This is a genomic window from Aureimonas sp. AU4 (genome assembly GCF_001463765.1).
Classification (GTDB): domain Bacteria; phylum Pseudomonadota; class Alphaproteobacteria; order Rhizobiales; family Rhizobiaceae; genus Aureimonas.
Genome location: NZ_BBWK01000018.1, coordinates 15,114 through 38,657, shown reverse-complemented (window position 1 = coordinate 38,657; position 23,544 = coordinate 15,114). Strand labels below are relative to the sequence as shown.

Genomic DNA, 23,544 nt, shown 5'->3' with positions numbered 1-23,544 from the left:
GGTTCGCGCGTCGCCCGCCGTGAAGCGGATGCGCACGATGTAGGACTTGCCGTCGTTGGCCACCTCGAGCGCCTTCTGCAGCGTCTGGATCGGGTCCCGCCCGGCTCGCGCGGCGGCGAACCGGGCGGCGGCGGGCTCGGCGGCGAGCACGCGGCGGGCGACGGCGCGGGAGGCGATGATCTCCGTCTCGCCCCTCACGAGGGCGGCGGCGTCGAGCACGATCGAGGCGCCCCCGCCCGTCGCGCCCGAAGCGGGCAGTCCGGCATTCTCGAACACGAGCTGCACCACCGCTTCGCCGACCGAGCGCCCCGGAAGCAGCGTTCCGGCCAGAGCCGCGACCGCGAGCCCCGCCAGGATCGCACCCAGCATCAGGCGGCGATGACGCAGCACGGCGCGGATCACGCGGGCGAAGGAAAGATCGTCCTCGGAGCGCAGGTCCCGGTCCAGCGGGTCGGCTTGTTGAAACGGCGAGGGCCGGGCGCCGCCGGCGTTTGCGCCGTTCGAATAGGGGCGCAGGGCGGGCACAGTTCGGGGCGTCGTCATCCCGGGTCCTTCCAGCTGGAGGCCGTGCGACCGCCCGCGCCCGGGGCGCCGTCCACGGCCGAGCGCCAGCATCGGCGATCCCGGCCGAATTGCACTGGCGAAAGAGAGGTAGCCCGACCCGCCGGAGGCGCCCGGCGCGGCACCGGACCGCCGCTTGCGTCCCCGGCGCGTCGCCGTCCGGCCTACCTCGGACGCCCACCCGGTTTCCGCCTGCGATGATGGCACCATGAACCGCGCGCGGACCGGTTGTCGCGCCGCGAGGAATGCGGGGACTTATCTTCGATGGACGGCCTTTCGATACGTTCGACCTTCTCGGGCCCGCGCCGCCGCACGGGCGCTCCGGTCCATCCGGAAGCGGCGGGCGACGAGTTCTCGGCGGAGGTTCTCGAAAGCGCGTGCGCGATCGCCGGCGAGTGGGCCTCGCTCGGCGAGCGCTCGGCGGCGCCGGCCTTCTACCAGGGGGCCGACTGGTGCATGGCGTGGATGGACAGCTGCGCCCGCAGCGGGCATCGCGAGCGCGCCCGGATCGTGACCGTGCGCGAGGGCGGCCGCCTGGTTCTCGTCTGGCCGCTGTCGCACAGGACCTTCGGGCCCGTTCGCATCCTCGGGTCGCTGGGCGCGCCGGCGACCCAGTATTCCGACATCCTCGTCGACGCCCGGTCGACGGCGCCCGCCGCGTTCCGTGCGGCCTGCCGGGCGGTCGAGGATCTCGGCGACGCAGACATGGTCCTCATGCGGGGAACGCGGGGGGACTCGACGCTCGCCCACCTGCGCGGGCAGGAGACGACCGACTGGCGCGTCATCGCCGAGGAGCGGGCGCCCGTCCTGCGGCTGACAGGCGCGGCCGATCCCCGCAGCCTTCGCACGGGCCGCTCGCTCAACGCGCTTGCGCGCCACGCGCGCCTTCTCGCGAAGGCGGGACCGCTGCGCTACGAGCGGGTGGAGGGCGCGGCGCAGGCCGCTGCGGTCGCCGAGGCGCTCGCCCTGAAGGACGAGTGGCTGCGCGAGCGCGGCGTGACGAGCGCGGGCTACCTTCATCCCGCCAACGCCCTGCTCCTGTCGGAACTCGCGCGACGCAGCGGCTTTGCGGTCTTCCGGCTCGCCGTCGGCGAGCGGACCGCCGCCATCGAGATCGGCCTTCTGGAGAAGGGACGCTACCTGTCGATGCTGCAGAGCTACGACCAGCGCTTCGCCATGCACGCGCCGGGCCGCCTTCTTCTCCTGCGCATCTTCCAGGACGAGGCGTCCGGCATCGGCTTCTTCGACTTCATGCCCCCCGAGATGCCGCACAAGACCGAATGGACGGGCGAAGCGGTCCCGGTGGCCGATCTCGCCTGGCCGCTGACGCGACGGGGCCGGATGGCGACCGCCTATCTCCGGCGCGGCCGGCCGCCCATGGTGCGGGCGTTCAAGGCCCTGCCGCCAAGCCTGCGGCAGCGGATCGCGCGGCTTCCCTTCGTGATCAACGCGTGAGGGCGGCGGGCGCCTCGACCTCCAGGCGCCCGTCCCGTTCCTGCCCGCCGACGGGAACGCTGCGGAAGGGGAGCGTGCGAGCCCCCCAGGCGAATTCGCCCGAAAAGCCCGGCGGCACGCGGTAGAGATTGCCCTCGAAGCGGTTGTCGCCGGCCTCGATGGCACCGCTGTTGGCGCTGCCGGGCGCGACGTCGCTCGCCGCTCCCATGCGCCCGTGCGTTCCCTCGAAGCGCACGAGATTGCCTTCCACCCGGTTGCGCGCCGCCTGGTAGAGCGTCCCGTCGTCCCGCGCCCGGCCCTGGTCGACGATCGCGATGCCGGTCGCCCCTTCGCCGGACAGGACGAGGTTTCCCCGGACGCCGACGTCGCGCGACGAGGCGAGGAGAATGCCCGCGCCCCAGTACCAGCCCTCCTCGCCGCCGTTGCACCGCAGGACGTTGCCCCGGATCTCGGCGGCGCCGCTGATCTCGTGGAAGATGCCGGCCCCCCCGTTCAGCGCCACGAGATTGTCGCGGTAGGCGACGTCGCGGCATTCGATGTCGCACCACAGGCCCGGCCCCCCGTTTGCGTAGACGAGGTTGCCCGCGATCACCGTGCCGTGGGTTTGCGTGCCCTTGAGGCCGCCGGCCTCCCACGCCGGGTCGTAGCCCTCGCGGTTGTTGCCGGCGATCACGTTGTCCTCGACCCGCACGTTCGGGCTGGAGAAGCCGACGCCGAGCTGGCCGTTGCGCATGATGCGATTGGCGCGGACGGTCGCACCCGGACCCGCCCGCACGCCGAGCCCGCCGTTGAGGCGCACCTCGTTGTGTTCGATCCGCCATCCGCTGGCCGCCTCGTCCGTGTCGTCGTAGATCGCGCCGCGCTGGGCGGGACTGGCATAGTGCTCGACCACGAGGCCCGAGACCGTCACGTCGCGCGCGCCGTTGGCGAGAAAGGCGAAGGGGACGGCGCTCGCCTCGACGCGATGTCCGCGCCAGTCGTCGGGCGTGACGACGCGGCCCGCGTCGCGGTCGAAGAAGAAGCGGCCGGGGGAAAGGTCCGCGAGCCGAGCGACCTCGGGCACGGGCTCGCCGTCCACGAACACGGCGGCCGGGCTCGCGCAGGCGGGCCGGTCCGGCAGGCAGCTTCCGTGCGCGTCGCCCATGGGCAGCGGAGCGGGGGCCGAGAAGACGCCGTCCCGCCGCTCGAAGGCGCCGAGTTCCACCGAGCCGCGCAGGACCGCCCCCGGCGCGCCGAAGAAGCGCTGGCCCGACCGGGGCGCGATCGTCTCCGCCCGGTGAACGCCCGCGCCGACGCAGAAGGCGGCGCCCTGCGGCGCGCGATCGACGATGGGCTGGGCGGGAGAGCCCGCCGGCAGCGCGATGGCGCCGGCCGGGCAGGGTTGGCCGGGCGGGCCGGGCAGGGGGCGGCCCGGCCGCATCAGCGCGAGAAGCGCGTCGTCCGCGGGGCCGACCGGCGTCGCGCAGTCGGCCACCATCGGCAGGAACGCCAGAAGCGCGGCGGCGGGGGCGGCGGGCATGGCGGACGCTCCGAGGCGGGGTGGTCAGCGGGCCTCGGCCGTCGCGTCCGGCGGCACCGTGTCCGCGCCCCGAGGCGCGGCGGCTCCACCGAGCGCCGCGACGGGCGAGGCCGTGCCGGGCGGAAGGCCGCCCGGCTGCAGGAGGTCCTCGTCGCTTCCGACCTGGATCACGTCGCCCGGCCAGACGGGCGCGTCGAGAAGGGCGGGCGAGTGGACGAAGGCGCCGTCGGAGAAGCGCGTCAGGCTGATCAGCGGCGGCGTCGCGACCGGCGCCGGCAGGTGGGCGAGGCGCCCCCGGCGCACGTCGCGCAGCTCGCGCGCCAGCGGCAGCGTCGCCTCGCTCTCGGCGATCTGCTGGTTCACGGTCTGAAGCGCGGCGACGTCCGCCTCGCGCGCCGCCGTCTCCAGCTGGTCGAGGCGGAACTGGGCCTCGACCTGGAGCGAGCGGGTGCGCGCGACGCTTCCGGCCAGCTGCGCGAGGTTCGAGCGCGAGCGCGAGCGTTCGCGCTCGATGTCGAGGAGGCTGGCTTGGCGGGTCAGGCCGTTGGTCAGGAGCTGGCGAACCGAATCGACCTGCTTGTCGAGAAGCGAGGCCTGCTCCTTTTCGAGGGCCAGCTGTTGGCTGAACACGTCGATGTCGCTCGTGATCTGCTTGGACTGCTCGGCAAGAAGAGCGCGCTGCCGCGCAAGGCTGTCGCGATTGGCCGCAAGGACCCGCTCTTCCGTCGCCAGGAAGCGCGCGAGCGTCTCCTTCTCCGAGGGAGCGACGGCGGGCGGCGTGATCGCGGTGCCGGCCAGGGACGCCTCGATCCTCGCGCGCCGCGCGAGCTGCCCGACATAGTTGATCTCCTGTGCGCCGAGCTGCTGCTGGGACGCGAGGAAGTCGGCCCGCGCCAGCGCTTCCTCGCTCGTCAGGGCGCTGAGGCCGCCCGAGAGCGCGAGCGCGGTCGCCACCGTCATGCCCTCGAGGAAGGCATAGCGGCCCGGCGTGCGAACGGCGCCAACGACGGTCACGGGCCGCAGCTCGGCGAGCCGCACGACGATGTTGGGGTTCTGGATATAGCCATCGGCAAAGCGCGCCACGAGCGCGGCCCGAAGGGTCTCGACGGTCGACCCCGCCGCCGCGATGCGGCCGAGCAGCGGGATCACCACCTCGCCGGATGGCTCCACCTGGAACACTCCGGACAGTTCCGGCTGGTCGAGAATGGTGATGGTGAGCCTGTCGCCGGGCGCGAGCCGGTCGCGCTGCGTGCTGTCGGGCGGTGTCGTGTCGGGCTTCGGGGACGCGCTCTCCCTGTCCGGCGACGGCTCGGCTCGACCGCTCGGGGCTGCGGAGAGAAGTGCGGTCGCCAGGAGAAGGCCGGCGCCGATGCGCGAGAGGCGGCCCGCGCCGGCGCGGCGACGCCCGTTTTCCAGATCGCGTGCGGTCCGCATCGAGCCCATCCCTTTCGTCTCCGACTGGGACGCGAGCCTAGCAACCGGCCGGCCGCAGAGGCGCGGCGCAAAGGAAGCATCGCCTTATCCGGACAGGCTACCTCGTCTGGGTCCACGTTTTGCGCCGCAGCATCGGCTACGTATCGGAACCGTCGTGGCGATCAGACCGGAGGGGAATCGCATGAACGCGCTTTCGCATGCCAGGTTCGACGTACTCGGCGTTCCGGTGAGCGAACTCGATCTGCCGAGGGCGGTCGAGATCGTCGAGGCCTGGGGCCGCGACGGCACCAAGACCTTCGTCTGCGTCACCGGCGTGCATGGCGTCATCGAGTGCCAGGACGATCCCGAGCTTCTGGCGATCCATCGCCGCGCGAGCATGGTGACCCCCGACGGCATGCCGCTGGTCTGGTGGGCGAACCGGCACGGGCTGAAGACGGTGCGCCGGGTCTACGGCCCGGACCTGATGGCCGCGGTGTGCGCGCGCGCCCCCCGAAACGGCCTGCGGCACTTCTTCTACGGCGGGGGCGAGGGCGTGGCGCAGGACCTCGCGTGGACCATGCGGGCCCGCACGCCCGAACTGCAGGTCGTCGGCACCTACCAGCCGCCCTTCCGGCCGCTCGAGGACCACGAGATGGACGACGTCGCGGGCCTCATCAACGCCGCGCGTCCCGACATCGTCTGGGTCGGGCTCGGAACGCCCAAGCAGGAGCGCTGGATGGACGCATTCCGGGAGCGGCTCGACGCGCCGGTTCTCGTAGGGGTGGGGGCGGCGTTCGACTTCCTGGCCGGGCGCCAGCGACAGGCGCCCGCATGGCTCCAGCGCCACGGCCTGGAATGGGCCTATCGCCTCGTGCGGGAGCCAAGGCGCCTCGCGGGTCGCTACGGGCGGATCGTTCCCCGCTTCCTTCTTCTTGCCCTCGCGGAAGGGGCGGGACGCCCTCGCGGCGCGGCCGAAAAGGGAGCGAACCGGCTTTGAGCCGGCGCAGACGGCGCGCGAGCGCAGAGCCCGTCATTCACCTCCGCTTCGTCTTTTGACGATTGTTGGATGGGCGCAGAAATACTCGGCGCGCCATATAAATTGTCGCCAACTAATGTGAACTATGTTTGATCGAGATCAATCAACAAAATAATAATAGCTTCATAGTGTCAACGTGGAAAACCATCCGAAATGTCGCAGGCCGCTGATTGAAGATGCCCCGCCATCCGGCGGTGATCACGTATCGGAATGACGCGGATTGATTCGAGTATCCGACCTTTGTTGCGGGACAAGTAGGATCATGTCGCGTCATGTCACAGCTGCCATCATGGATACCAGTTTCTTGTCGAGGGACGGTATCCGCCTGTTGATCGAGGAAGAAGGCTTCGACGTCGCCGTCGCCGTCTCGACCTATACCGAACTGGTCGAGGCTTTGCGGGACCGCGACGACGGCCTTCTGATCATCCTGTCGGACGACCATCCGACGCCGATGCTCGAGGCGGCGATCGCCTCGGTCCGCAAGGACAAGCCCCGATCCAGGATCGTTCTCCTCCTGCGCGCCTTCGACGACGAGAGCCGGCACCGGCTGGAGCGTCTGGGGGTCGACGGATTCCTGCTGCGCTCGACTTCCCGTCATGTGCTGATGCGCAGCATCGAGCTGATCATGCTGGGAGAGCACGTGTTCTCGGTGCTGAACGCACCGGCGACGCCCGCAAGACCCGCAGCCGAGGCTCTTCCTGTCTCCGTGCCGGATCCCGTCGAGAGCGTCGTCTCATCCCCGGCGGCCGAGCCGCTGCCGGACGGCAGCCGGGAGCCGGAGATCGAGCGGGCGGCGGAGGCGCCCGCTGCCGCGCCGCCGGCGCTGGACCCGGTCACGAAGCGCGACACCCTGTCGGCCCGCGAGGAGGAGATCCTCCTGTGCCTCGTGGAGGGCCTGTCCAACAAGGTGATCGCCCGGCGTTGCTACATCACGGAAGCCACGGTCAAGGTCCACCTCAAGGCGATCCTGCGCAAGATCAAGGTGCTCAACCGGACGCAGGCCGCGGTCTGGATGATGAACCGGATGCGCGAGCCGGCCGCCGCCGTCTCGTCGGAGCGCTCCGGCGACGACAGGATGCCGCGGGTCGACGTTCCGCGCTTCGCCCCCGCCAACGGCGCCCATGCCGACGCCTACCTGCGCTCCCTCGCGGTGGGCCTGGGCGCGCGAAACGCCTCGGCCTCCCGTCTGTCGGCTTCGCGGCCCTGACCTTTCGGGCGCCGCCCCGTGGCGTCGCCCAGCATTCGAGCGGGTGAGATGAGATCCGAACCGGGAGCCGCGCCGCGTCCCTCGCTGGAGGAGAGCGACGTCACGGTGGTCGGCGTCGTGCGCGATGCCGCACGGCGCCTGCCGCAGGAGATCGCGCATCTCCGGCGGGCCTTCGGCGCGGCCCGGAGCCTTCGCTTCGTGGTGGTGGAAAGCGACTCGCGCGACGGGACGCCCGAGGTGCTGGGCGCGCTGTCGCGAACCGTGCCGGGGTTCCGCGCCCTTTCGCTGGGCCGGCTGGCGGACGCGCTTCCCCTGCGCAGCGAGCGCATCGCCCACTGCCGCAACCGCTATCTCGACGAGCTCGGCGCGCAAGCCTCGCTTGGCGGCTACGTGGTGGTCGCCGACCTCGACGGGGTCAACTCCGCCCTGACGGCGCGGGCGGTCGAAAGCTGCTTCGCCTCGCCCGCGCCCTGGGATGTCTGCGCCGCCAACCAGGGGGACGCCTATTACGACATCTGGGCCCTCCGGCATGAGACCTGGAGTCCCGACGACTGCTGGGACCGTTATCGCGCGCTCGCGCCGGTCGTCGGGCGCATTCCGGCGCTGGAGATCGCCGTCCACAGCCGCATGATCCGGCTCGATCCACGCTTGCCCCCGATCGAGGTCGCCTCGGCCTTCGGGGGGCTTGCGATCTACCGCGCGGAGGCTCTTCGCGGGGCTCGATACGCCGCGAGCACCGCCGGCGGGTCGCCGGTCTGCGAGCATGTCGGGCTGCACGAGGGCCTTCGGGCGCGGGGCTACCGGATCTTCGTCCATCCCGCGCTCATGAACGCGCGCGCAACGGAGCATTCCTGGAACCGCAAGTGGCCGGCGCGGGCAGCCCGGCGCCTTCTTCCCGCAGGTCTCACCGACCCCGACCCGCAGGCGATGCGCCCGCGCGCGGGCGTTCCGGCGCTCCTGCGGCGGATGAAATCCATGGTCGCGCGCCTTTCGTGAGCCGCCCGCGTCTGTCGCCGCCCCCGGAGCTGCGTCTCATCCCCGCGCGGGCTCGAAGTCCTCGAAGCGCCTGTGCGCCAGAGCGCCGGCCAGCCAGCTCCGCTCCCGGCGCAGCGTGTAGGGCGCGAAGCCCGCGTTCGCGCAGGCCTTCAGCGAGGGCGGGTTGTCGACCTCGACGAAGGTGATCGCGGCGCGCGCGCCGACGTCTTCGCCCGTTTCCGCGATGATCGCCATCGCCTCGGACATGATGCCCTTTCCCCGGAAGGCGACCGGCGTATAGGCGTTCTCCAGGAGGATCTCGTCCTCGCGCAGGACCGGGAACCAGCGGCGCGGGAAGTGGGACTGGAGGAACCGGTTCTGCCGGTGGTCGAGACGCCACTGGAAGTAGCAGGGCGTACCATCCGCATCCACGGCAACGAAGCACTGCGGAACGCCCGCGTCGAGCATCGCACGCCGCGTGGCGAGTTCCACCTTCTCCCGGCGAGCGAGGCGCTCGGTTCCCCGGGGGAACAAAAACGGGATGTCGTCGCCGGCAAGCGGCCGGACCGTGATCGGGATCCGGGCTGTGCGATGCGGGATGGGGATGCGGAGATCGCGCCGCAGGCCGAGCGCCCGGCGTTCGCGATACGCGAGTTCGATCGAGCGACGGGCGATCTCCTGGAACCGGCCTTCCGACGCCAGTTCCGACGCCGTCGCCCAGGCATTGCTGATTTTCCCCATGACCGTTTCTCCCGGGACCGGACGTGCTTGCGTCCGGCGGACGTCGCGATGCCCGCCGCCGGTTGCCATTCGATCAGGCTATCGCCAGGAGACGCTCGCGTAAGAGCGTCCGCGCAACCAAGGACGGCGCATCGGGAGTAGCGACGATCACTGCGCCGTGAGCCGCATGAGACGAGCCTTGGCGCCGAGCCTGAACCACCTCGGGGCGATCCGAGCGTTGCGGTCTCGTCGGGTCCGTTCAGATTTGGGCCTGGCCGCCGTCGACGAAGAGTTCGGCGCCGTTGACGAAGCTCGCCTCCTCCGAGGCCAGGAAGAGCACAGCCCTGGCGATCTCGTCGGCTTCGCCGACGCGGCCGAGCGGGATGCGCGAGGCGAGCTGGTCGAGAAGACCCTGCTGCTGGGACTTGTCATCGCCGGCCAGGCCGACGAGGCCGGGCGTGCGGGTCGCGCCGGGGCTGACGACGTTGACGCGGATGCGGCGCTCCTTCAGGTCGAGGATCCAGCTGCGGGCGAAGTTGCGCACGGCCGCCTTGCTGGCGGAGTAGACGCTGAAGGCGGGTGTCCCTTCCGTTCCGGCCGTCGAGCCGGTCAGGACCACCGCGCCGCCGTCCTTGAGGAGGGGCAGCGCCTTCTGGACCGTGAAGAGGGTGCCCTTCACGTTGGTGCCGAAGGTCTGGTCGAACTGCTCCTCCGTGATGGCTCCGAGCGGAGCGAATTCGCCGCCGCCGGCGTTGGCGAAGACGACGTCGATCTGGGAGTGCTTCTGCTGGACGGCGTCGTAGAGGCGGTCGATATCGGCGAGGTTCGCCATGTCGCCGCGTACCCCGCTCACGCGTCCGCCGATCGACTGCACGGCGGTATCCAGCGCGTCCTGGCGGCGGCCGGTGACGAAGACCGACGCGCCTTCCCGCGAGAAGGCCTTGGCCGCGGCCAAGCCGATGCCGCTTGTGGCGCCGGTGACCACCACGACCTTGTTTGCGAACCTGTTCGTCATCATCGTTCTCCTCTGGTGTCGGCTCACGTGCCGAAGTGAAGCGGAGATGTGCCGACAACGGTGGTGCCGAAAGTCCCGGGACATGGCACACAGCGTTCCAGAGAAGGAACGATGATGCGACACGATCTCAACGACTACGCGATCTTTGCCGAGGTTGTCGGTCATGGCGGCTTCAGCGCCGCCGGTCGGGCCCTGCGCGAACCCAAGTCGAAGCTCAGCCGCCGGGTCGCCGCGCTGGAGTCCCGCCTGGGCGTTCGCCTCATCGAGCGCTCGAGCCGGCGCTTTCGCGTCACCGAGGTCGGCCAGACCTTCTTCGAGCGCTGCCGCGCGATCATGCTGGAGGCCGAGAGGGCCGAGGCGCTGGTCGCCGAGGCGCAGGCCGAGCCGCACGGGCGCATCCGCCTGAGCTGCCCGCGCAATCTCCTGAAGGTCGTATCCGCTATCACGCGCGACTTCCTGGCCCGCTTTCCGAAGGTCCGGATTCAGCTCGTCGTAACGGACCGGGCCGTCGACCTGATCGAGGAGCGCGTCGACGTGGCGCTGCGGGTGCGGCATGAACTGACGGGCGACGCGTCCCTGACCATGCGCTCGCTCGGACGCTCGCGCTGGATCCTTGTCGCCAGCCCGCAGATGGCGAGCGGCCTCGGCGCGGATATCGGCGAACTCGGCCAAGTGGCGACGCTGGGGACAAGCGACGAGGCGGGCGAGACGACGTGGACGCTGGAGCGCGACGATGGGGCACGGCATGTCCTGCGCCATGAGCCACGCATGACCTGCGCCGACTTCGCCGTTCTGTCTGACGCGGCGGCGGAGGGGCTGGGCGTGGCTTTCCTGCCGGACCACGCCTGCGCCCGGCATATCGCATCGGGCACCCTCGTTCGCGTCTTCCGGGACTGGCGGAGCCGGGACGGGATCGTTCATATCGTCTTCACGACGCGGCGCGGCCTGCCGCCGGCCGTGCGCGCCCTGATCGATCACCTGGCGAGGAACTTCCCGGCACTGTAGCGGCGAGCCTCGCGCCCGCCCCCCGCCTCGAGCCGCGCCGCTTTCGAGCAAATTGGCGTTTGCATATCAGCCGCCGTGTTGAAAGAACCATGCCGGGAGCATCGTCGCGGGAGCCGGGCATGATCGAGATCCTCGCCAAACTCGAGGCCAAGCGCGCCGAAGCGCGGGCGGGCGGCGGGCCGAGGCGTGTGGAGGCTCAGCACGCCAAGGGTCGGCTGACGGCACGTGAGCGCCTCGAGATCCTGCTCGACGAGGACAGCTTCGAGGAGCTCGACATGTATGTCGAGCACAACGCCTCGGACTTCGGCATGGCCGAGCAGCGCATTCCCGGCGACGGCGTGGTTACGGGCTCGGGCACGATCAACGGCCGCCTCGTCTTCGTCTTCAGCCAGGACTTCACGGTCTTCGGCGGCTCGCTGTCGGAGCGCCACGCCGGCAAGATCTGCAAGATCATGGATACGGCGATGCGGGTCGGGGCGCCCGTGATCGGCCTCAACGATTCCGGCGGCGCGCGCATCCAGGAGGGCGTCGCCTCGCTCGGCGGCTATGCGGAGGTGTTCCAGCGCAACGTCCTGGCGTCGGGCGTCGTGCCGCAGATCAGCCTCGTGATGGGCCCTTGCGCGGGCGGCGCGGTCTACTCTCCGGCCATGACCGACTTCATCTTCATGGTGAAGCACTCCTCCTACATGTTCGTGACCGGGCCCGACGTCGTGAAGACGGTGACGGGCGAGAAGGTCTCGCAGGAGGACCTCGGCGGTGCCGGCACCCACTCCACGCGCTCGGGCGTTGCCGACATGGCGCTGGAAAACGACGTGGAGGCGCTGCTCGCCACGCGCGACTTCTTCGACTTCCTGCCGGCCAGCAACCGCTCCGGCGTGCCGGAGCGCCCGACCCTCGATCCCGCCGACCGGCTGGAGCCCTCGCTCGACACGCTCGTGCCCGCCGCCTCCAACCAGCCCTACGACATGCGCGAGCTGATCGTGAAGGTCGCGGACGAGGGCGACTTCTTCGAGCTGCAGCCGAACCACGCCGCCAACATCGTGATCGGCTTCGGTCGGATCGAGGGGCGCACGGTCGGCTTCGTCGCCAATCAGCCGACGGTTCTGGCCGGCGTTCTCGACATCAACGCCTCCAAGAAGGCCGCGCGCTTTGTGCGCTTCTGCGACGCCTTCGAGATTCCAATCGTGACCTTCGTGGACGTGCCGGGCTTCCTGCCGGGCGTCGCGCAGGAACACAACGGCATCATCAAGCACGGCGCGAAGCTTCTCTTCGCCTATGGCGAGGCGACGGTCCCCAAGATCACCGTGATCACCCGCAAGGCCTATGGCGGCGCCTACGACGTGATGGCCTCCAAGCACCTGCGCGGCGATCTCAATTACGCCTGGCCCACGGCCGAGATCGCGGTGATGGGCGCCAAGGGGGCCGTGGAGATCATCTTCCGCAAGGATGCGGGCGACCCCGAGAAGATCGCCGAGCGCACGCGCGAATACGAGGAGCGCTTCGCCAACCCGTTCGTCGCGGCGTCGATGGGCTTCATCGACGAGGTGATCATGCCCCATTCCACGCGTCGGCGCATCGCGCTGGGCTTGCGCAAGCTGCGCGGCAAGCGGCTCGAGAACCCGTGGAAGAAGCACGACAACATCCCGCTGTGAGCGGCGAGGGGATGGGAGGTCCTGCGATGTTCGGACGCTTGAACCACGTGGGCGTGGCGACGCGCTCGATCGCCGAGGCGCGCGGGCACTACGCCCGCCTGTTCGGTGCGGCCGCGGTGGGGGAGAGCTTCGATCTGCCCGCGCAAGGCGTGCGTGTCTGCTTCGTCGACGCGCCCAACGCGCAGATCGAACTCATCGAGCCGCTGGGCGACGCCTCGCCGCTCGCTGGCTTTCTCGAGCGCAACCCGGCCGGCGGACAGCACCATCTCTGCTTCGAGGTGGCCGACCTCGACGCGGCGATCCGGGACGCCGTGTCCGCGGGCGCGCGCCCCTTGGGCGAGCCGCGCCTCGGCGCGCACGGCACGCGGGTCGTCTTCCTGCATCCGCGCGAGATGGGCGGCGTCCTGGTGGAACTGATGGAGGCGGCCCATGCCGGACATTGAGGACTGGAAGACGCTGGCGGCCAAGGAGGCGAAGGATCGCGACCTGACCTGGCATACGCCGGAGGGCATTGCGGTCAAGCCGCTCTACACGGCCGACGACACGGCGGGATGGGATCCGGGCCTGCCGGGCTTCGCGCCGTTCGGGCGCGGCGTGAAGGCCACCATGTATGCCGGGCGACCCTGGACGATCCGGCAATATGCGGGCTTCTCGACGGCCGAGGAGTCGAACGGCTTCTATCGCCGCAACCTCGCCGCCGGACAGAAGGGCCTGTCGGTCGCCTTCGACCTCGCCACCCACAGGGGCTACGATTCCGACCATCCGCGCGTGACGGGCGACGTCGGCAAGGCGGGTGTCGCGATCGACACCGTGGAGGACATGGCGATCCTCTTCGACGGCATCCCGTTGGGCGAGATGTCGGTCTCCATGACCATGAACGGGGCGGTGATCCCGGTGCTCGCCTTCTTCATCGTGGCGGGCGAGGAGCAGGGCGTGCCGCGCGCCCGGCTCGAGGGGACCATCCAGAACGACATCCTCAAGGAGTTCATGGTCCGCAACACCTACATCTATCCGCCCGAACCCTCCATGCGCATCGTCTCCGACATCTTCCGCTACACGGCCGCCGAGATGCCGCGCTTCAACTCGATCTCGATCTCGGGCTACCACATGCAGGAGGCGGGGGCGACGCAGCTCCAGGAACTCGCCTTCACCATCGCCGACGGCATGGAATACGTGCGCTCCGGCGTGGCCTCGGGCCTCGACATCGACCGCTTCGCGCCGCGCCTGTCGTTCTTCTTCGCGATCGGCATGAACTTCTTCATGGAGATCGCGAAGCTTCGCGCGGCCCGCATCCTGTGGCACCGGGCGATGACGCAGCTCGGCGCGCGGGACGAGCGCTCCAAGATGCTGCGCACGCACTGCCAGACCTCGGGTGTCTCGCTGACCGAGCAGGACCCGACCAACAACGTCATCCGCACCACGATCGAGGCGATGGCGGCGATGCTGGGCGGCACGCAGTCCCTCCACACCAACGCGCTCGACGAGGCGATCGCGCTGCCGACCGACCATTCGGCGCGCATCGCCCGCAACACGCAGCTCGTCCTCCAGGAAGAAACGGGCATGACCCGCGTGGTCGATCCGCTGGGCGGCTCGTACTACGTCGAGAGCCTGACCCAATCGCTGGTGAACGAGGCCTGGGAGCTGATCGATCGGATCGAGCGCGAGGGCGGCATGTCCCGGGCCGTCGCCGACGGCTGGCCGAAGGCGATGATCGAGGCGGCCTCCGCGGCTCGGGCGGCCCGCGTCGACCGGGGCGAGGACGTCGTGGTCGGGGTCAACAAGTATCGCTTGAAGGACGAGGCGCCGATCGAGATCCTCGACGTCGACAACCTCGCCGTGCGCGAGGCGCAGGTGCGGCGCATCGCGGCCGTGAAGGCGGCGCGTGATCCGCAGGCCGCGAGCCGTGCGCTCGAGGCTCTGCGCGAGGGCGCAAGGGGCGCCGGCAATCTTCTGGAACTCGCGGTGGAAGCGGCCCGTGCGCGCTGCACCCTCGGCGAGATCTCGGCCGCCATGGAGGACGTCTTCGGACGCCACGACACGCGGCCCGCTCCGGTGAAGGGCGTCTACGGCGGCGCCTACGGCGAGGACGTGCGCTGGGCGCGCCTGACGGACGCCGTCGCCGCCACGGAGCGCCGCCTCGGTCGCCGTCCGCGCATCCTCGTCGCCAAGATGGGCCAGGACGGTCACGACCGGGGCGCCAACCTCGTCGCCTCGGCCTTCGGCGACCTCGGCTTCGAGATCGTCTCGGGGCCGCTGTTCCAGACCCCTGCGGAAACCGCGGCGCTGGCGGTTGAGCGGGAGGTCGACATCGTGGGAGCGTCCTCGCTCGCGGCCGGCCACAGGACGCTGATACCCGAACTCGTCCGCTGCCTGGCGGAGGCTGGACGCGCCGATATCCGCGTGATCGCCGGCGGCGTCATCCCGCCGAAGGACTACGAGGTGCTGCGCCGCGCGGGTGTCCAGGCCATCTTCGGACCCGGCACCAACCTCGTGGACGCGGCGGCCGAGGTGCTGCGCCTTCTCGGCCACAACATGCCCCCCGTCGGCGAGGACGCCGCCGAGTAGATCCGGAGACAGCCGTGTTCCAGAAGATCCTGATCGCCAATCGGGGCGAGATCGCCTGCCGCGTCATGCGTACGGCCCGGCGCATGGGGCTGGCGACGGTCGCCGTCTATTCCGACGCCGACGCCAACGCGCCCCACGTCGCCATGGCCGACGAAGCGGTGCGCCTCGGACCCGCGCCCGCCAGCCAGAGCTATCTGCGGGCGGACCTCATCCTGAAGGCGGCGCGCGATACGGGAGCCGACGCCATACACCCCGGCTACGGTTTCCTGTCGGAGCGCGAAAGCTTCGCGCGCGCCTGCGAGGTGGCCGGCATCGCCTTTGTCGGCCCTTCCGCCGGTGCGATCGCGGCGATGGGCGACAAGATCCAGTCCAAGAAGCTGGCGGCCGCGGCCGGCGTCAACGTCGTGCCGGGCCATCTCGGCGAGATCGAGACTGTCGACGAGGCGGCCCGCATCGCGGGCGAGATCGGCTATCCCGTGATGATGAAGGCCTCGGCCGGGGGCGGGGGCAAGGGCATGCGCCTGGCCTGGAGCGAGGCGGAGCTGCGCGAAGGCTTCGACGCCGTACGCCGCGAGGGCAAGGCGAGCTTCGGCGACGACCGCGTCTTCGTCGAGCGCTTCATCGAGAGCCCGCGCCACATCGAGATCCAGGTGCTCGGCGACAGGCACGGCACGGTGCTCCACCTCGGCGAGCGGGAATGCTCGATCCAGCGCCGCCACCAGAAGGTGGTGGAGGAAGCACCGTCGCCCTTCGTGTCGCCCGCCATGCGCCGGGCCATGGGCGAGCAGGCCGTCGCACTCGCGAAAGCCGTCGGCTACCATTCGGCCGGAACGGTGGAACTGATCGTGTCGGGCGCCGACCCGACCGGGGCGAGCTTCTATTTCCTGGAGATGAACACGCGCCTCCAGGTCGAGCATCCCGTCACCGAGTTCGTCACCGGCCTCGACCTCGTGGAGCAGATGATCCGCGTGGCGGCCGGGGAGAAGCTGTCCTTCGGGCAGGACGAGGTGCGGCTCGACGGCTGGGCCATCGAGACAAGGGTCTACGCCGAGGATCCCTATCGCGGCTTCCTGCCGTCCACCGGCCGCCTGACGCGCTACCGTCCGCCCGCGCAGGGCGGGGGAGTGCGCGTCGACGACGGCGTGGCGGAGGGAAGCGAGATCTCGCCCTTCTACGATCCCATGATCGCCAAGCTCGTCACCCACGGCGCGACGCGCCAGGAGGCGATCGAGCGACAGGGCGAGGCTCTGGACCGGTTCGAGCTGGAGGGCGTCGGCAACAACGTCGACTTCCTTGCCGCTCTCATGCGGCACGAGCGCTTCCTCGAGGGGCGACTCACCACCGGCTTCATCGCCGAGGAATATCCGGACGGCTTTGCGGGAGCGCCCGCCTCGCGCGAAACCCTGGCCTGTCTCGCCGGAACGGCGGCCGTCCTTCAAACGCGCCTCGGCCAGCGCGCGCGCCAGATCGGCGGACAGCTGGGACCGGGCCTGCGCCCGCCGCAGCGCTGGCGCGTGACGATCGCCGATGCCGTTCATGACGTGGACGTTCTGCCGGGCACCGTCCGGATCGATGGCGCGGAACGACCCCTGCAGGTCGATTGGGACGTCGGGACGTCGCTGTGTGTCGCGCGATACGGCGATGCGACGCTTGCGATCCGGGTGAGGCGGGAGCGCGGGCGCTGGAGGTTCACGACGCAGGGCGCCAGTCATCTCGTTTCGGTCCTGGCCCCGAGAGTGGCCGAGCTGTCGCGTCACATGATCGAGCATTCCGCACCCGATCTGTCCCGCTTTCTCCTGTGTCCCATGCCGGGTACGGTCACCGCCGTGCATGTCTCCGAAGGGCAGCGCGTGGCGGCTGGCCAATCGTTGGCGACCGTGGAAGCCATGAAGATGGAAAACGTCCTGCGGGCCGGAAAGGCGGCGACCGTGGAGGCCATCCGCGTCGCGCCCGGCGACGCGCTGCTGGTGGATGCCGTGATTCTCGAGTTCCAGGACGATCAGCCGTCGCGGGCCGGCTGAGGACACCGCGCTCCATGCGCGTCCGCCCGTCGCGGCCTCGGGTCGGGGAAATCGGCCCGGCTCAGTTTCCCGCGGCCGTCAGGAGGGCTGCGGCGACCTTGTCGTGGTTCGCCGCCAGCCGCGCCGTCGCGACGCGCACGAAGGGCGTCGGGGCGACCGAGAACTTCGAGCCCGGGTGGACCGCGATGCCGCGGGCCGCCAGCGTGACGAGCGCGTAGGACTCCGCGGCGACAGGCATCCACACGCAAAGGCCTCCGCTTGCCGGCTCCACCGCGACGCCGCCCCGTTCCAGCGCCTCGACCACGCGCTCTCGCCGCTCGCGGTAGACCTCGCGTGCCCGCGCGAGACACGCCCCGGTTTCGGGGTCGCGCAGGAGCCAGGCGGTCGCGCCCTGGAGGACGCGGCTCGTCCAGCCGGAGCTGAAGGAGCGGTAGGACTGGATCTCCTCGACGATCGCGGCCGAGCTCGACAGGACCGCGAGCCGGAGGTCGGGACCGAGCGTCTTGGAATAGGACAGGATGTGGATCACCCGGTCCGGGAACCGCGCGCCGAGCGTCTGTCGCGGGACGGGCGAGATGTCGCCGACGCCGTCGTCCTCGACCACGAGCGTTCCGGTGCCGGCCAGAACGCCGGCCAGGGCGTCGAGGCGCTCCGCGCTGACCGTGCGGCCCGTCACCGAATGAAGGCGTGGCTGAAACAGGAAGACGGCGGGCTTGCAGGCGAGAGCCTTCGCCAGCGAGGCGGGCAGGGGGCCCTGCGCGTCGCAGGCGACGGGAAGGATTTCCGCGCCGAGATCCTCCAGAATGTCGAGAAGGCGCATGGCGGTGGGGTCTTCGATCGCCACCGCCGAACCCGGCCTCACGAGCGCGTGGAGAAGGGTGTAGACGGCGTTGTAGCCGCCGTTGGTCACAAGGAAGGCCCCCGGGTCGTAGGGCCATGTTGGCCGGACGGCGTCTTCGAGCTCCGGCAGGATGCGGCTACGCTCGTAGCTGTTCAATCCTTCGGCCCTTGCTCCCTGCGCGAGAGCCTCGCCGAGCGTCGGCAGGAGCGCGGTATCGGGGCTCGCCACCGACAGGTCGAGAACGTCCGGACCGTAGTGCCCCGCGCTCGCCAGCCGCTCGGGCTTGGCCACGAAGCTGTCGGCGCTGACGAAGGTGCCGTTGCGCCCCCGCCCGGTGATGATCTTCTGCCGCCGCAGGTCGCTCCAGGCCTCGGAGATCGTCGCCGGGCTCACGCCGAGCACGAAGGCGAGGTCTCGAACGGCGGGCAGCTTCGTTCCGACCGGCAGCGCGCCGATCCGGATCAGCGAGCGGGTCTCCTGGGCTATCCCTTTCATGGTGCGGTTGCCGATCTTTTCCGCAAACCAGGAAGCAGATGCCGTTTCACTCATCAGTCGATCCAGAATTAATGTTCAGGTACTAAATTCGATTTGATAGGAATTATCCGAACATTTAGCGCTTGAGGAAAGACCACGCCGAAGAAAGAACGCGCATGCCCGTCACGCTCCGCCTGGCCGTCCGCGACTGGGACTACCTGACCCCTCTGGCGCTGGGCGACGTCCGCTCGCCGCGCCTCGACCTCGCCCTCGAGCGCGTGGGAACGCTGGTCTCCCATCTCGGCCGAGAGCCGGCCTTCGATGCGGCCGAGATGTCGTTCAGCCGCTATGCGCAGATGCGCTTCGAGGGGGATGCGAGCGTCGTCGGCCTGCCGAACTTCGTGATGCGCGGCTTTCGCCATCGGTGCGTGATCACCGCAGAGGACAGCCCGCTGCGCTCGCTGGCCGATCTCGCCGGCAAGCGCATCGGCGTGACCGGCTGGCGCGACTCCGGGAACACCTGGACGCGCGCCGCCCTGCGCCGCGAGGGCGTCGGCGTCGAGGATGCGCGCTGGTTCGCCGGGCGGCTCACCGAGGCTCATCCGATCGTTGACCGTCTCGACGGCTTCGGCCGGCCGGGACGGATCGAGGCCGCGCCCGGCGAGCGGCCGATGATGGAGCTTCTGGCCGAGGGCGCGCTCGACGCCGTGTTCACGCCCTTCATGCCGGACGGATTCTTCGGGCCGAGTTCGGGCTTCCGGCAGGTGGTCTGCGACTACCGCTCGGCCGAGCGCGACTATTTCCGCGCCGTCGGCTACGTGCCGGGGATGCATCTTCTCGGCATCAAGGCCGAGGTTCTGGCGCAGCACCCCTGGGTCGCGGCCGAGCTCAGCGAGCTCGTCGACGAGTCCCAGCGCGTGTGGCTCGCCAAGCGCCGCAAGTACGCCGACACGACGCCCTGGATCATCGAGGAGCTGACCCGTTCCTCGCGCGACCTTCCCGCCGACTGGAACCGCAGCGGCGTCGAAGCCAACCAGACCATGATCGCGGACTTCGCCGCCGAGCTTCACGCACAGGGCATCCTGCCACGCCTCCTATCGCCCGCCGAGCTTTTCCCGGGCGGCGACGAGCTGATCGCCCCGCAACGCGCCGCGGCCTGATCGCGCGCCCCATCCCGACCACCCCGTCCTTCGGCGCATCCCGTCGCCAAACCAGGAGCCTCCGCGCATGACACGTCATCTCGCCGCCTCAGCCGCCCTCCTGTCGGTCCTCTGGATCGGACAGGCGGTCGCCCAGGACGCCGCCTCTGTTCCCATGCCGAAGGTCGACGAGGTCCTTCGCGCGCGCCTGCCCGAAGACATCCGGGCGGCGGGCAAGATGATCTCGGTCAACAACGGCTCGTTCCCGCCCTACGAGATCGTCACCGGGACCGAGATGACCGGGGCGAGCGCCGACCTCACCGACGCGCTCGGCTCGCTCCTGGGCGTCGAGATCGAGCACGCCACCGTCGGCGGCCTGCCGGCGCTGCTGGCGGGCGTCAACTCGGGGCGCTACCAGTTCGCCTTCGGCCCGATCGGCGACTACAAGAGCCGGCAGGACGCCAACGACTTCGTCGACTGGGTGCAGGAATTCGTGGTCTTCGGCGTTCAGAAGGGCAACCCGAAGGGCATCGTGTCGCTCGATACCGCCTGCGGCCACCGTATCTCGGTGATGGCCGGCGGATCGGCCGAGCGCGTGATCCAGGCCCAGAGCCGCATCTGTCAGGAAGCCGGCAAGGAGCCCGTCGAGGTCCAGTCCTTCACGGATCAGCCGAGCTCGATCCTGGCCGTGCGCTCGAAGCGCTCCGATGCCTTCTTCTCCTCGCAGGCGCCGCTCACCTACTTCGTCGCCCAGGCCAACGGTCAGCTCGAACTGACGGGAATCGGCGCCTCCAACGGGTTCGAGGACATCTTCCAGGGCGCTGTCGTACCCAAGGGCTCACCGCTTGGGCCGCTTCTGAGCGACGCGATCAAGGTGCTGATGGCGGACGGCACCTATGCCTCGATCATGAAGAAATGGGGCCTCGAGAACAACATGATCAAGGAGCCCGGCCTCAACCTTGGCGGGGACCTTCCCAAGTGAGCGGCGCGGTCCCTTCGCCCGGGCCCGATCCCGCCGCGCGCGACGTCTCGCGCGCCCACCGCCCGTTCCCGGTCGGCCGCGTCGTGCTCTGGGTCGTCGTGCTTCTGGTCGCGATCAACGCCGTGGTCGTGGTCGCGCGCAACGAGAACTTCGGCTGGCCGGTGGTCGCCCACTGGTTCTTCGATCCGACCGTGATGCAGGGCCTGGGCGTCACGCTCTGGCTGACCGCCGTCGCGATGCTGATCGGCGTGGCGCTGGGTCTCGTCCTGGCGGTGATGCGCCTGTCGGGCGACCGGCTGGCGACGGGGCTCGCGGGCCTCTTCATCTGGTTCTTCCGCGGCACGCCGCTGCTCGTCCAGCTGATCTTCTGGTACAATCTCTCGACCCTGTTCCCCACCATCTCGATCGGCATTCCCTTCGGCCCGACGTTCGCCTCGTGGGACACCAACGACCTGATCACGCCGATCACGGCGGCGATCGTGGGCCTGGCGCTGAACGAGGCGGCCTACATGGCCGAGATCATTCGGGGCGGCCTCCTGTCGGTGGACAAGGGGCAGGCCGAGACGGCGGCCGCCTTCGGCATGACGAAGGGGCGCGCGCTTCGCCGCATCATCATCCCGCAGGCGATGCGCTCCATCGTGCCGCCCACCGGCAACCAGTTAATCTCGATGATCAAGGCGACCTCGCTCGTCAGCGTGATCGCGATGGCCGATCTCCTCTACTCCGTGCAGTCGATCTACAACCGCACCTTCGAGATCGTGCCGATGCTCCTGGTGGCGGTGGTCTGGTACCTCCTGATCACCTCGGTCCTGAACGTCGGCCAGGGCTATATCGAGCGCTACTACGCCCGGGGCGTCGGCCGCAGTGCCGCGCGCCGCGCCGCAGTGCCGGAACCGAGCACCGCCGCACCCTCCCTTGCGATCGCGGAGACCCGCCCATGAGCGCGCTCGCCTCGTCCCCCGCCGCCGCCGAGCCACTGGTTCGCGCGCGCAACGTCCACAAGGCCTTCGACCGGCTGGAGGTGCTGAAGGGCATCGACCTCGACGTCGCGCCGGGCGAGACCGTGGTGATCCTCGGTCCCTCGGGGTCGGGCAAGTCCACGTTCCTGCGCTGCCTCAACCACCTGGAAGCCATCGATCGCGGCTCGATCGAGGTGGACGGCGAGCAGATCGGCTACCGCTGGCATCGCGGCCGACTCGAGGCGCTGAGCGAGCGGGCCACCACGCTGCAGCGTCGCCGGATCGGCATGGTGTTCCAGCAGTTCAACCTGTACCCGCACATGACGGCGCTGGAGAACATCGTCGAGGCGCCGATCGGCGTGCACGGCGAGCGGCGTGCCGAGGCCGTCCGGCATGCGCGCGAGCTTCTGGATCGGGTGGGTCTCGGCGCCAAGGAGGGCAGCTATCCCGCGCAGCTGTCCGGCGGCCAGCAGCAGCGCGTCGCGATCGCCCGCGCCCTCGCCATCCGCCCGCGCCTCATGCTCTTCGACGAGCCGACCTCGGCGCTCGATCCCGAGCTCGTCGGCGAGGTGCTCGCCACCATGCGCGACCTGGCCGGTCGCGGCATGACCATGATCGTGGTGACCCACGAGATCGGCTTCGCCCGCGAAGCGGCCGACCGCGTCGTGTTCATGGACGGAGGCCACATCGTGGAGGAGGGGCCGCCCGAGGCCGTCCTCGGCAACCCGCAGCACCCCCGCACGCGCGCCTTCCTCGGTCGCTTCATCTGATCCCCGCCGACGCCCCGCCACGCGGACGGGGTCGTCGCCTCGAAAGCCCGCCTTCCATGTCCCGAACCAACGATTTCGCCCGCCTCGAAGACTTCGACGCCGCGCGCGACGAGCTGACCGCCACGCGCCGCCATCTTCATGCCCATCCCGAACTGTCCTACGACGAGCGGGAAACGGCGGCCTTCGTGGCCGACAAGCTCGAGGGCTGGGGCTACGAGGTGACGCGCGGGATCGGCGGGCACGGCGTCGTCGCCCGCCTTCGCAGCGGCTCGGGCGAGCGCTCGATCGCCATCCGCGCCGACATGGACGCCCTGCCGATCACCGAGGAGACCGGGCTCCCCTACGCCAGCGCCGTGTCCGGCCGCATGCACGCCTGCGGCCATGACGGCCACACGACCATGCTGCTCGGCGCGGCCGAATACCTCGCGCGCACGCGCCGCTTCTCGGGGACCGTGAACCTCATCTTCCAGCCCGCCGAGGAGGGCGGAAACCCCAGCGGCGCCCGCGCCATGATCGAGGACGGGCTCTTCGAGCGCTTTCCCTTCGACGCGATCTTCGGCCTCCACAACCATCCCGGCGCCCCGGAAGGGCATATCCTCACTCGGTCCGGGCCGATCATGGCGGCGGGCGACACGGTGGCGATCACCGTGCGCGGCAAGGGCGGCCACGCCTCGCGGCCTCACCTGTCGATCGATCCGGTGATGGTCGCCTGCTCGCTCGTCATGGCGCTTCAGACCGTGGTCTCGCGCTCGGTGGATCCGACGCAGACCGCGGTGGTGACGGTCGGCGCGATCCATGCCGGGGAGGCGAGCAACGTGATCCCCGATACCGCGCGAATGCTGCTCAGCGTGCGGTCCTTCGACCCGGCCGTGCGCGCGCTTCTGGAAACGCGCATCCGCGACCTCGCCACGGCGCATGCGGCCGGCTACGGCGCGGGCGTCGAGATCGACTACCAGCACGGTTATCCCGTCGTGGTGAACGCGGAGGCCGAGACGGCCTTCGCCCGCGAGGTCGCGACCGAACTGGTGGGAGAAGCGGGCGTGTCGACCTGCACCCTCATCCCGGGAAGCGAGGACTTCGCCTACTTCCTCGAACACAAGCCGGGCTCGTTCCTGCGGCTCGGCAACGGCGTCGGATCGGCCATGCTGCACAATGCGAAATACGACTTCGCCGACGCCTCGCTGACGGTGGGCGCGGCCCTTTGGGCCCGGCTCGCGGAACGCTACCTCCAGTAG

The 23,544-nt window shown here is 70.2% G+C and carries 20 protein-coding genes; 14 read left to right on the top strand and 6 right to left on the bottom strand.

Features of this window, described 5'->3' with window-relative positions:
• Positions 1–543, bottom strand: a 543-nt coding sequence (locus AUL35_RS07010; protein WP_202814262.1) for a hypothetical protein, incomplete at its 3' end; no start/stop codon positions are given.
• Positions 544–825: 282 nt separating this feature from the next.
• Between AUL35_RS07010 and AUL35_RS07005 the strand changes: the two genes are divergently transcribed.
• Positions 826–2,016 (top strand): GNAT family N-acetyltransferase, encoded by a 1,191-nt coding sequence (locus AUL35_RS07005; RefSeq protein ID WP_062013434.1) that lies wholly within the window; start codon positions 826–828, stop codon positions 2,014–2,016.
• Here AUL35_RS07005 and AUL35_RS07000 read toward each other — a convergent pair.
• Entirely contained in the window at positions 2,006–3,535 is a 1,530-nt protein-coding gene (locus tag AUL35_RS07000; protein ID WP_062013432.1) for a right-handed parallel beta-helix repeat-containing protein, read from the bottom strand. The genes AUL35_RS07005 and AUL35_RS07000 overlap by 11 nt on opposite strands.
• Before the next feature lie 24 nt (positions 3,536–3,559).
• Entirely contained in the window at positions 3,560–4,969 is a 1,410-nt protein-coding gene (locus tag AUL35_RS06995) for a polysaccharide biosynthesis/export family protein (protein WP_192847059.1), read from the bottom strand.
• Between the two features lie 181 nt (positions 4,970–5,150).
• Between AUL35_RS06995 and AUL35_RS06990 the strand changes: the two genes are divergently transcribed.
• The 3 genes from AUL35_RS06990 to AUL35_RS06980 all read left to right on the top strand — a co-directional run bounded on the left by AUL35_RS06990 (position 5,151) and on the right by AUL35_RS06980 (position 8,187).
• Positions 5,151–5,945, top strand: coding sequence for a WecB/TagA/CpsF family glycosyltransferase (locus AUL35_RS06990; protein WP_062013428.1), 795 nt, complete (start codon positions 5,151–5,153; stop codon positions 5,943–5,945).
• Between the two features lie 328 nt (positions 5,946–6,273).
• A complete protein-coding gene (locus tag AUL35_RS22870; RefSeq protein ID WP_244493688.1) occupies positions 6,274–7,191 on the top strand; it encodes a response regulator transcription factor in 918 nt (305 codons plus the stop codon).
• A gap of 48 nt (positions 7,192–7,239) precedes the next feature.
• The gene (locus tag AUL35_RS06980; RefSeq protein WP_062013424.1) at positions 7,240–8,187 is read left to right on the top strand and encodes a hypothetical protein; all 948 of its coding nucleotides are present in this window, start codon (positions 7,240–7,242) and stop codon (positions 8,185–8,187) included.
• A gap of 36 nt (positions 8,188–8,223) precedes the next feature.
• Here the strand turns inward: AUL35_RS06980 and AUL35_RS06975 are convergent, their stop codons facing one another.
• Both AUL35_RS06975 and AUL35_RS06970 read right to left on the bottom strand, forming a co-directional pair.
• Positions 8,224–8,907, bottom strand: coding sequence for a GNAT family N-acetyltransferase (locus AUL35_RS06975; protein WP_062013422.1), 684 nt, complete (start codon positions 8,905–8,907; stop codon positions 8,224–8,226).
• Between the two features lie 238 nt (positions 8,908–9,145).
• Complete coding sequence (locus AUL35_RS06970) at positions 9,146–9,901, bottom strand: SDR family NAD(P)-dependent oxidoreductase (RefSeq protein ID WP_062013440.1); 756 nt, start codon at positions 9,899–9,901, stop codon at positions 9,146–9,148.
• A 111-nt stretch (positions 9,902–10,012) separates the two neighbouring features.
• On the opposite strand from AUL35_RS06970, the gene AUL35_RS06965 reads away from it, so the two are divergent.
• The 5 genes from AUL35_RS06965 (at position 10,013) to AUL35_RS06945 (ending at position 17,144) form a co-directional block, all read left to right on the top strand.
• On the top strand, positions 10,013–10,906 hold the full coding sequence (locus AUL35_RS06965) for a LysR substrate-binding domain-containing protein (protein WP_062013419.1): 894 nt from the start codon (positions 10,013–10,015) through the stop codon (positions 10,904–10,906).
• A gap of 119 nt (positions 10,907–11,025) precedes the next feature.
• Positions 11,026–12,558: an acyl-CoA carboxylase subunit beta gene (locus tag AUL35_RS06960; protein ID WP_062013417.1), complete on the top strand. Its 1,533-nt coding sequence runs from the start codon at positions 11,026–11,028 to the stop codon at positions 12,556–12,558.
• A 26-nt stretch (positions 12,559–12,584) separates the two neighbouring features.
• Positions 12,585–13,001 carry a methylmalonyl-CoA epimerase gene (gene mce / locus AUL35_RS06955; protein WP_062013415.1) on the top strand — a complete coding sequence of 139 codons (417 nt, stop codon included), beginning with the start codon at positions 12,585–12,587 and terminating at the stop codon, positions 12,999–13,001.
• A complete protein-coding gene (gene scpA / locus AUL35_RS06950) occupies positions 12,988–15,123 on the top strand; it encodes a methylmalonyl-CoA mutase (protein ID WP_062013413.1) in 2,136 nt (711 codons plus the stop codon). The genes mce and scpA overlap by 14 nt, the downstream gene beginning before the upstream one ends.
• 14 nt (positions 15,124–15,137) lie before the next feature.
• Positions 15,138–17,144, top strand: coding sequence for an acetyl/propionyl/methylcrotonyl-CoA carboxylase subunit alpha (locus tag AUL35_RS06945; protein WP_062013411.1), 2,007 nt, complete (start codon positions 15,138–15,140; stop codon positions 17,142–17,144).
• Between the two features lie 61 nt (positions 17,145–17,205).
• On the opposite strand, the gene AUL35_RS06940 is transcribed toward AUL35_RS06945, so the two are convergent.
• Positions 17,206–18,534, bottom strand: a complete 1,329-nt coding sequence (locus tag AUL35_RS06940; RefSeq protein ID WP_062013409.1) for a PLP-dependent aminotransferase family protein — start codon at positions 18,532–18,534, stop codon at positions 17,206–17,208.
• A 101-nt stretch (positions 18,535–18,635) separates the two neighbouring features.
• On the opposite strand from AUL35_RS06940, the gene AUL35_RS06935 reads away from it, so the two are divergent.
• The 5 genes from AUL35_RS06935 to AUL35_RS06915 all read left to right on the top strand — a co-directional run bounded on the left by AUL35_RS06935 (position 18,636) and on the right by AUL35_RS06915 (position 23,544).
• Entirely contained in the window at positions 18,636–19,619 is a 984-nt protein-coding gene (locus AUL35_RS06935; RefSeq protein WP_062013407.1) for a nitrate ABC transporter substrate-binding protein, read from the top strand.
• Positions 19,620–19,686: 67 nt separating this feature from the next.
• Positions 19,687–20,580: an ABC transporter substrate-binding protein gene (locus tag AUL35_RS06930; RefSeq protein WP_062013405.1), complete on the top strand. Its 894-nt coding sequence runs from the start codon at positions 19,687–19,689 to the stop codon at positions 20,578–20,580.
• Entirely contained in the window at positions 20,514–21,521 is a 1,008-nt protein-coding gene (locus AUL35_RS06925) for an amino acid ABC transporter permease (RefSeq protein WP_082666169.1), read from the top strand. The genes AUL35_RS06930 and AUL35_RS06925 overlap by 67 nt, the downstream gene beginning before the upstream one ends.
• The gene (locus tag AUL35_RS06920; protein ID WP_062013401.1) at positions 21,518–22,309 is read left to right on the top strand and encodes an amino acid ABC transporter ATP-binding protein; all 792 of its coding nucleotides are present in this window, start codon (positions 21,518–21,520) and stop codon (positions 22,307–22,309) included. The genes AUL35_RS06925 and AUL35_RS06920 overlap by 4 nt, the downstream gene beginning before the upstream one ends.
• Before the next feature lie 56 nt (positions 22,310–22,365).
• Positions 22,366–23,544: a M20 aminoacylase family protein gene (locus AUL35_RS06915; RefSeq protein ID WP_062013399.1), complete on the top strand. Its 1,179-nt coding sequence runs from the start codon at positions 22,366–22,368 to the stop codon at positions 23,542–23,544.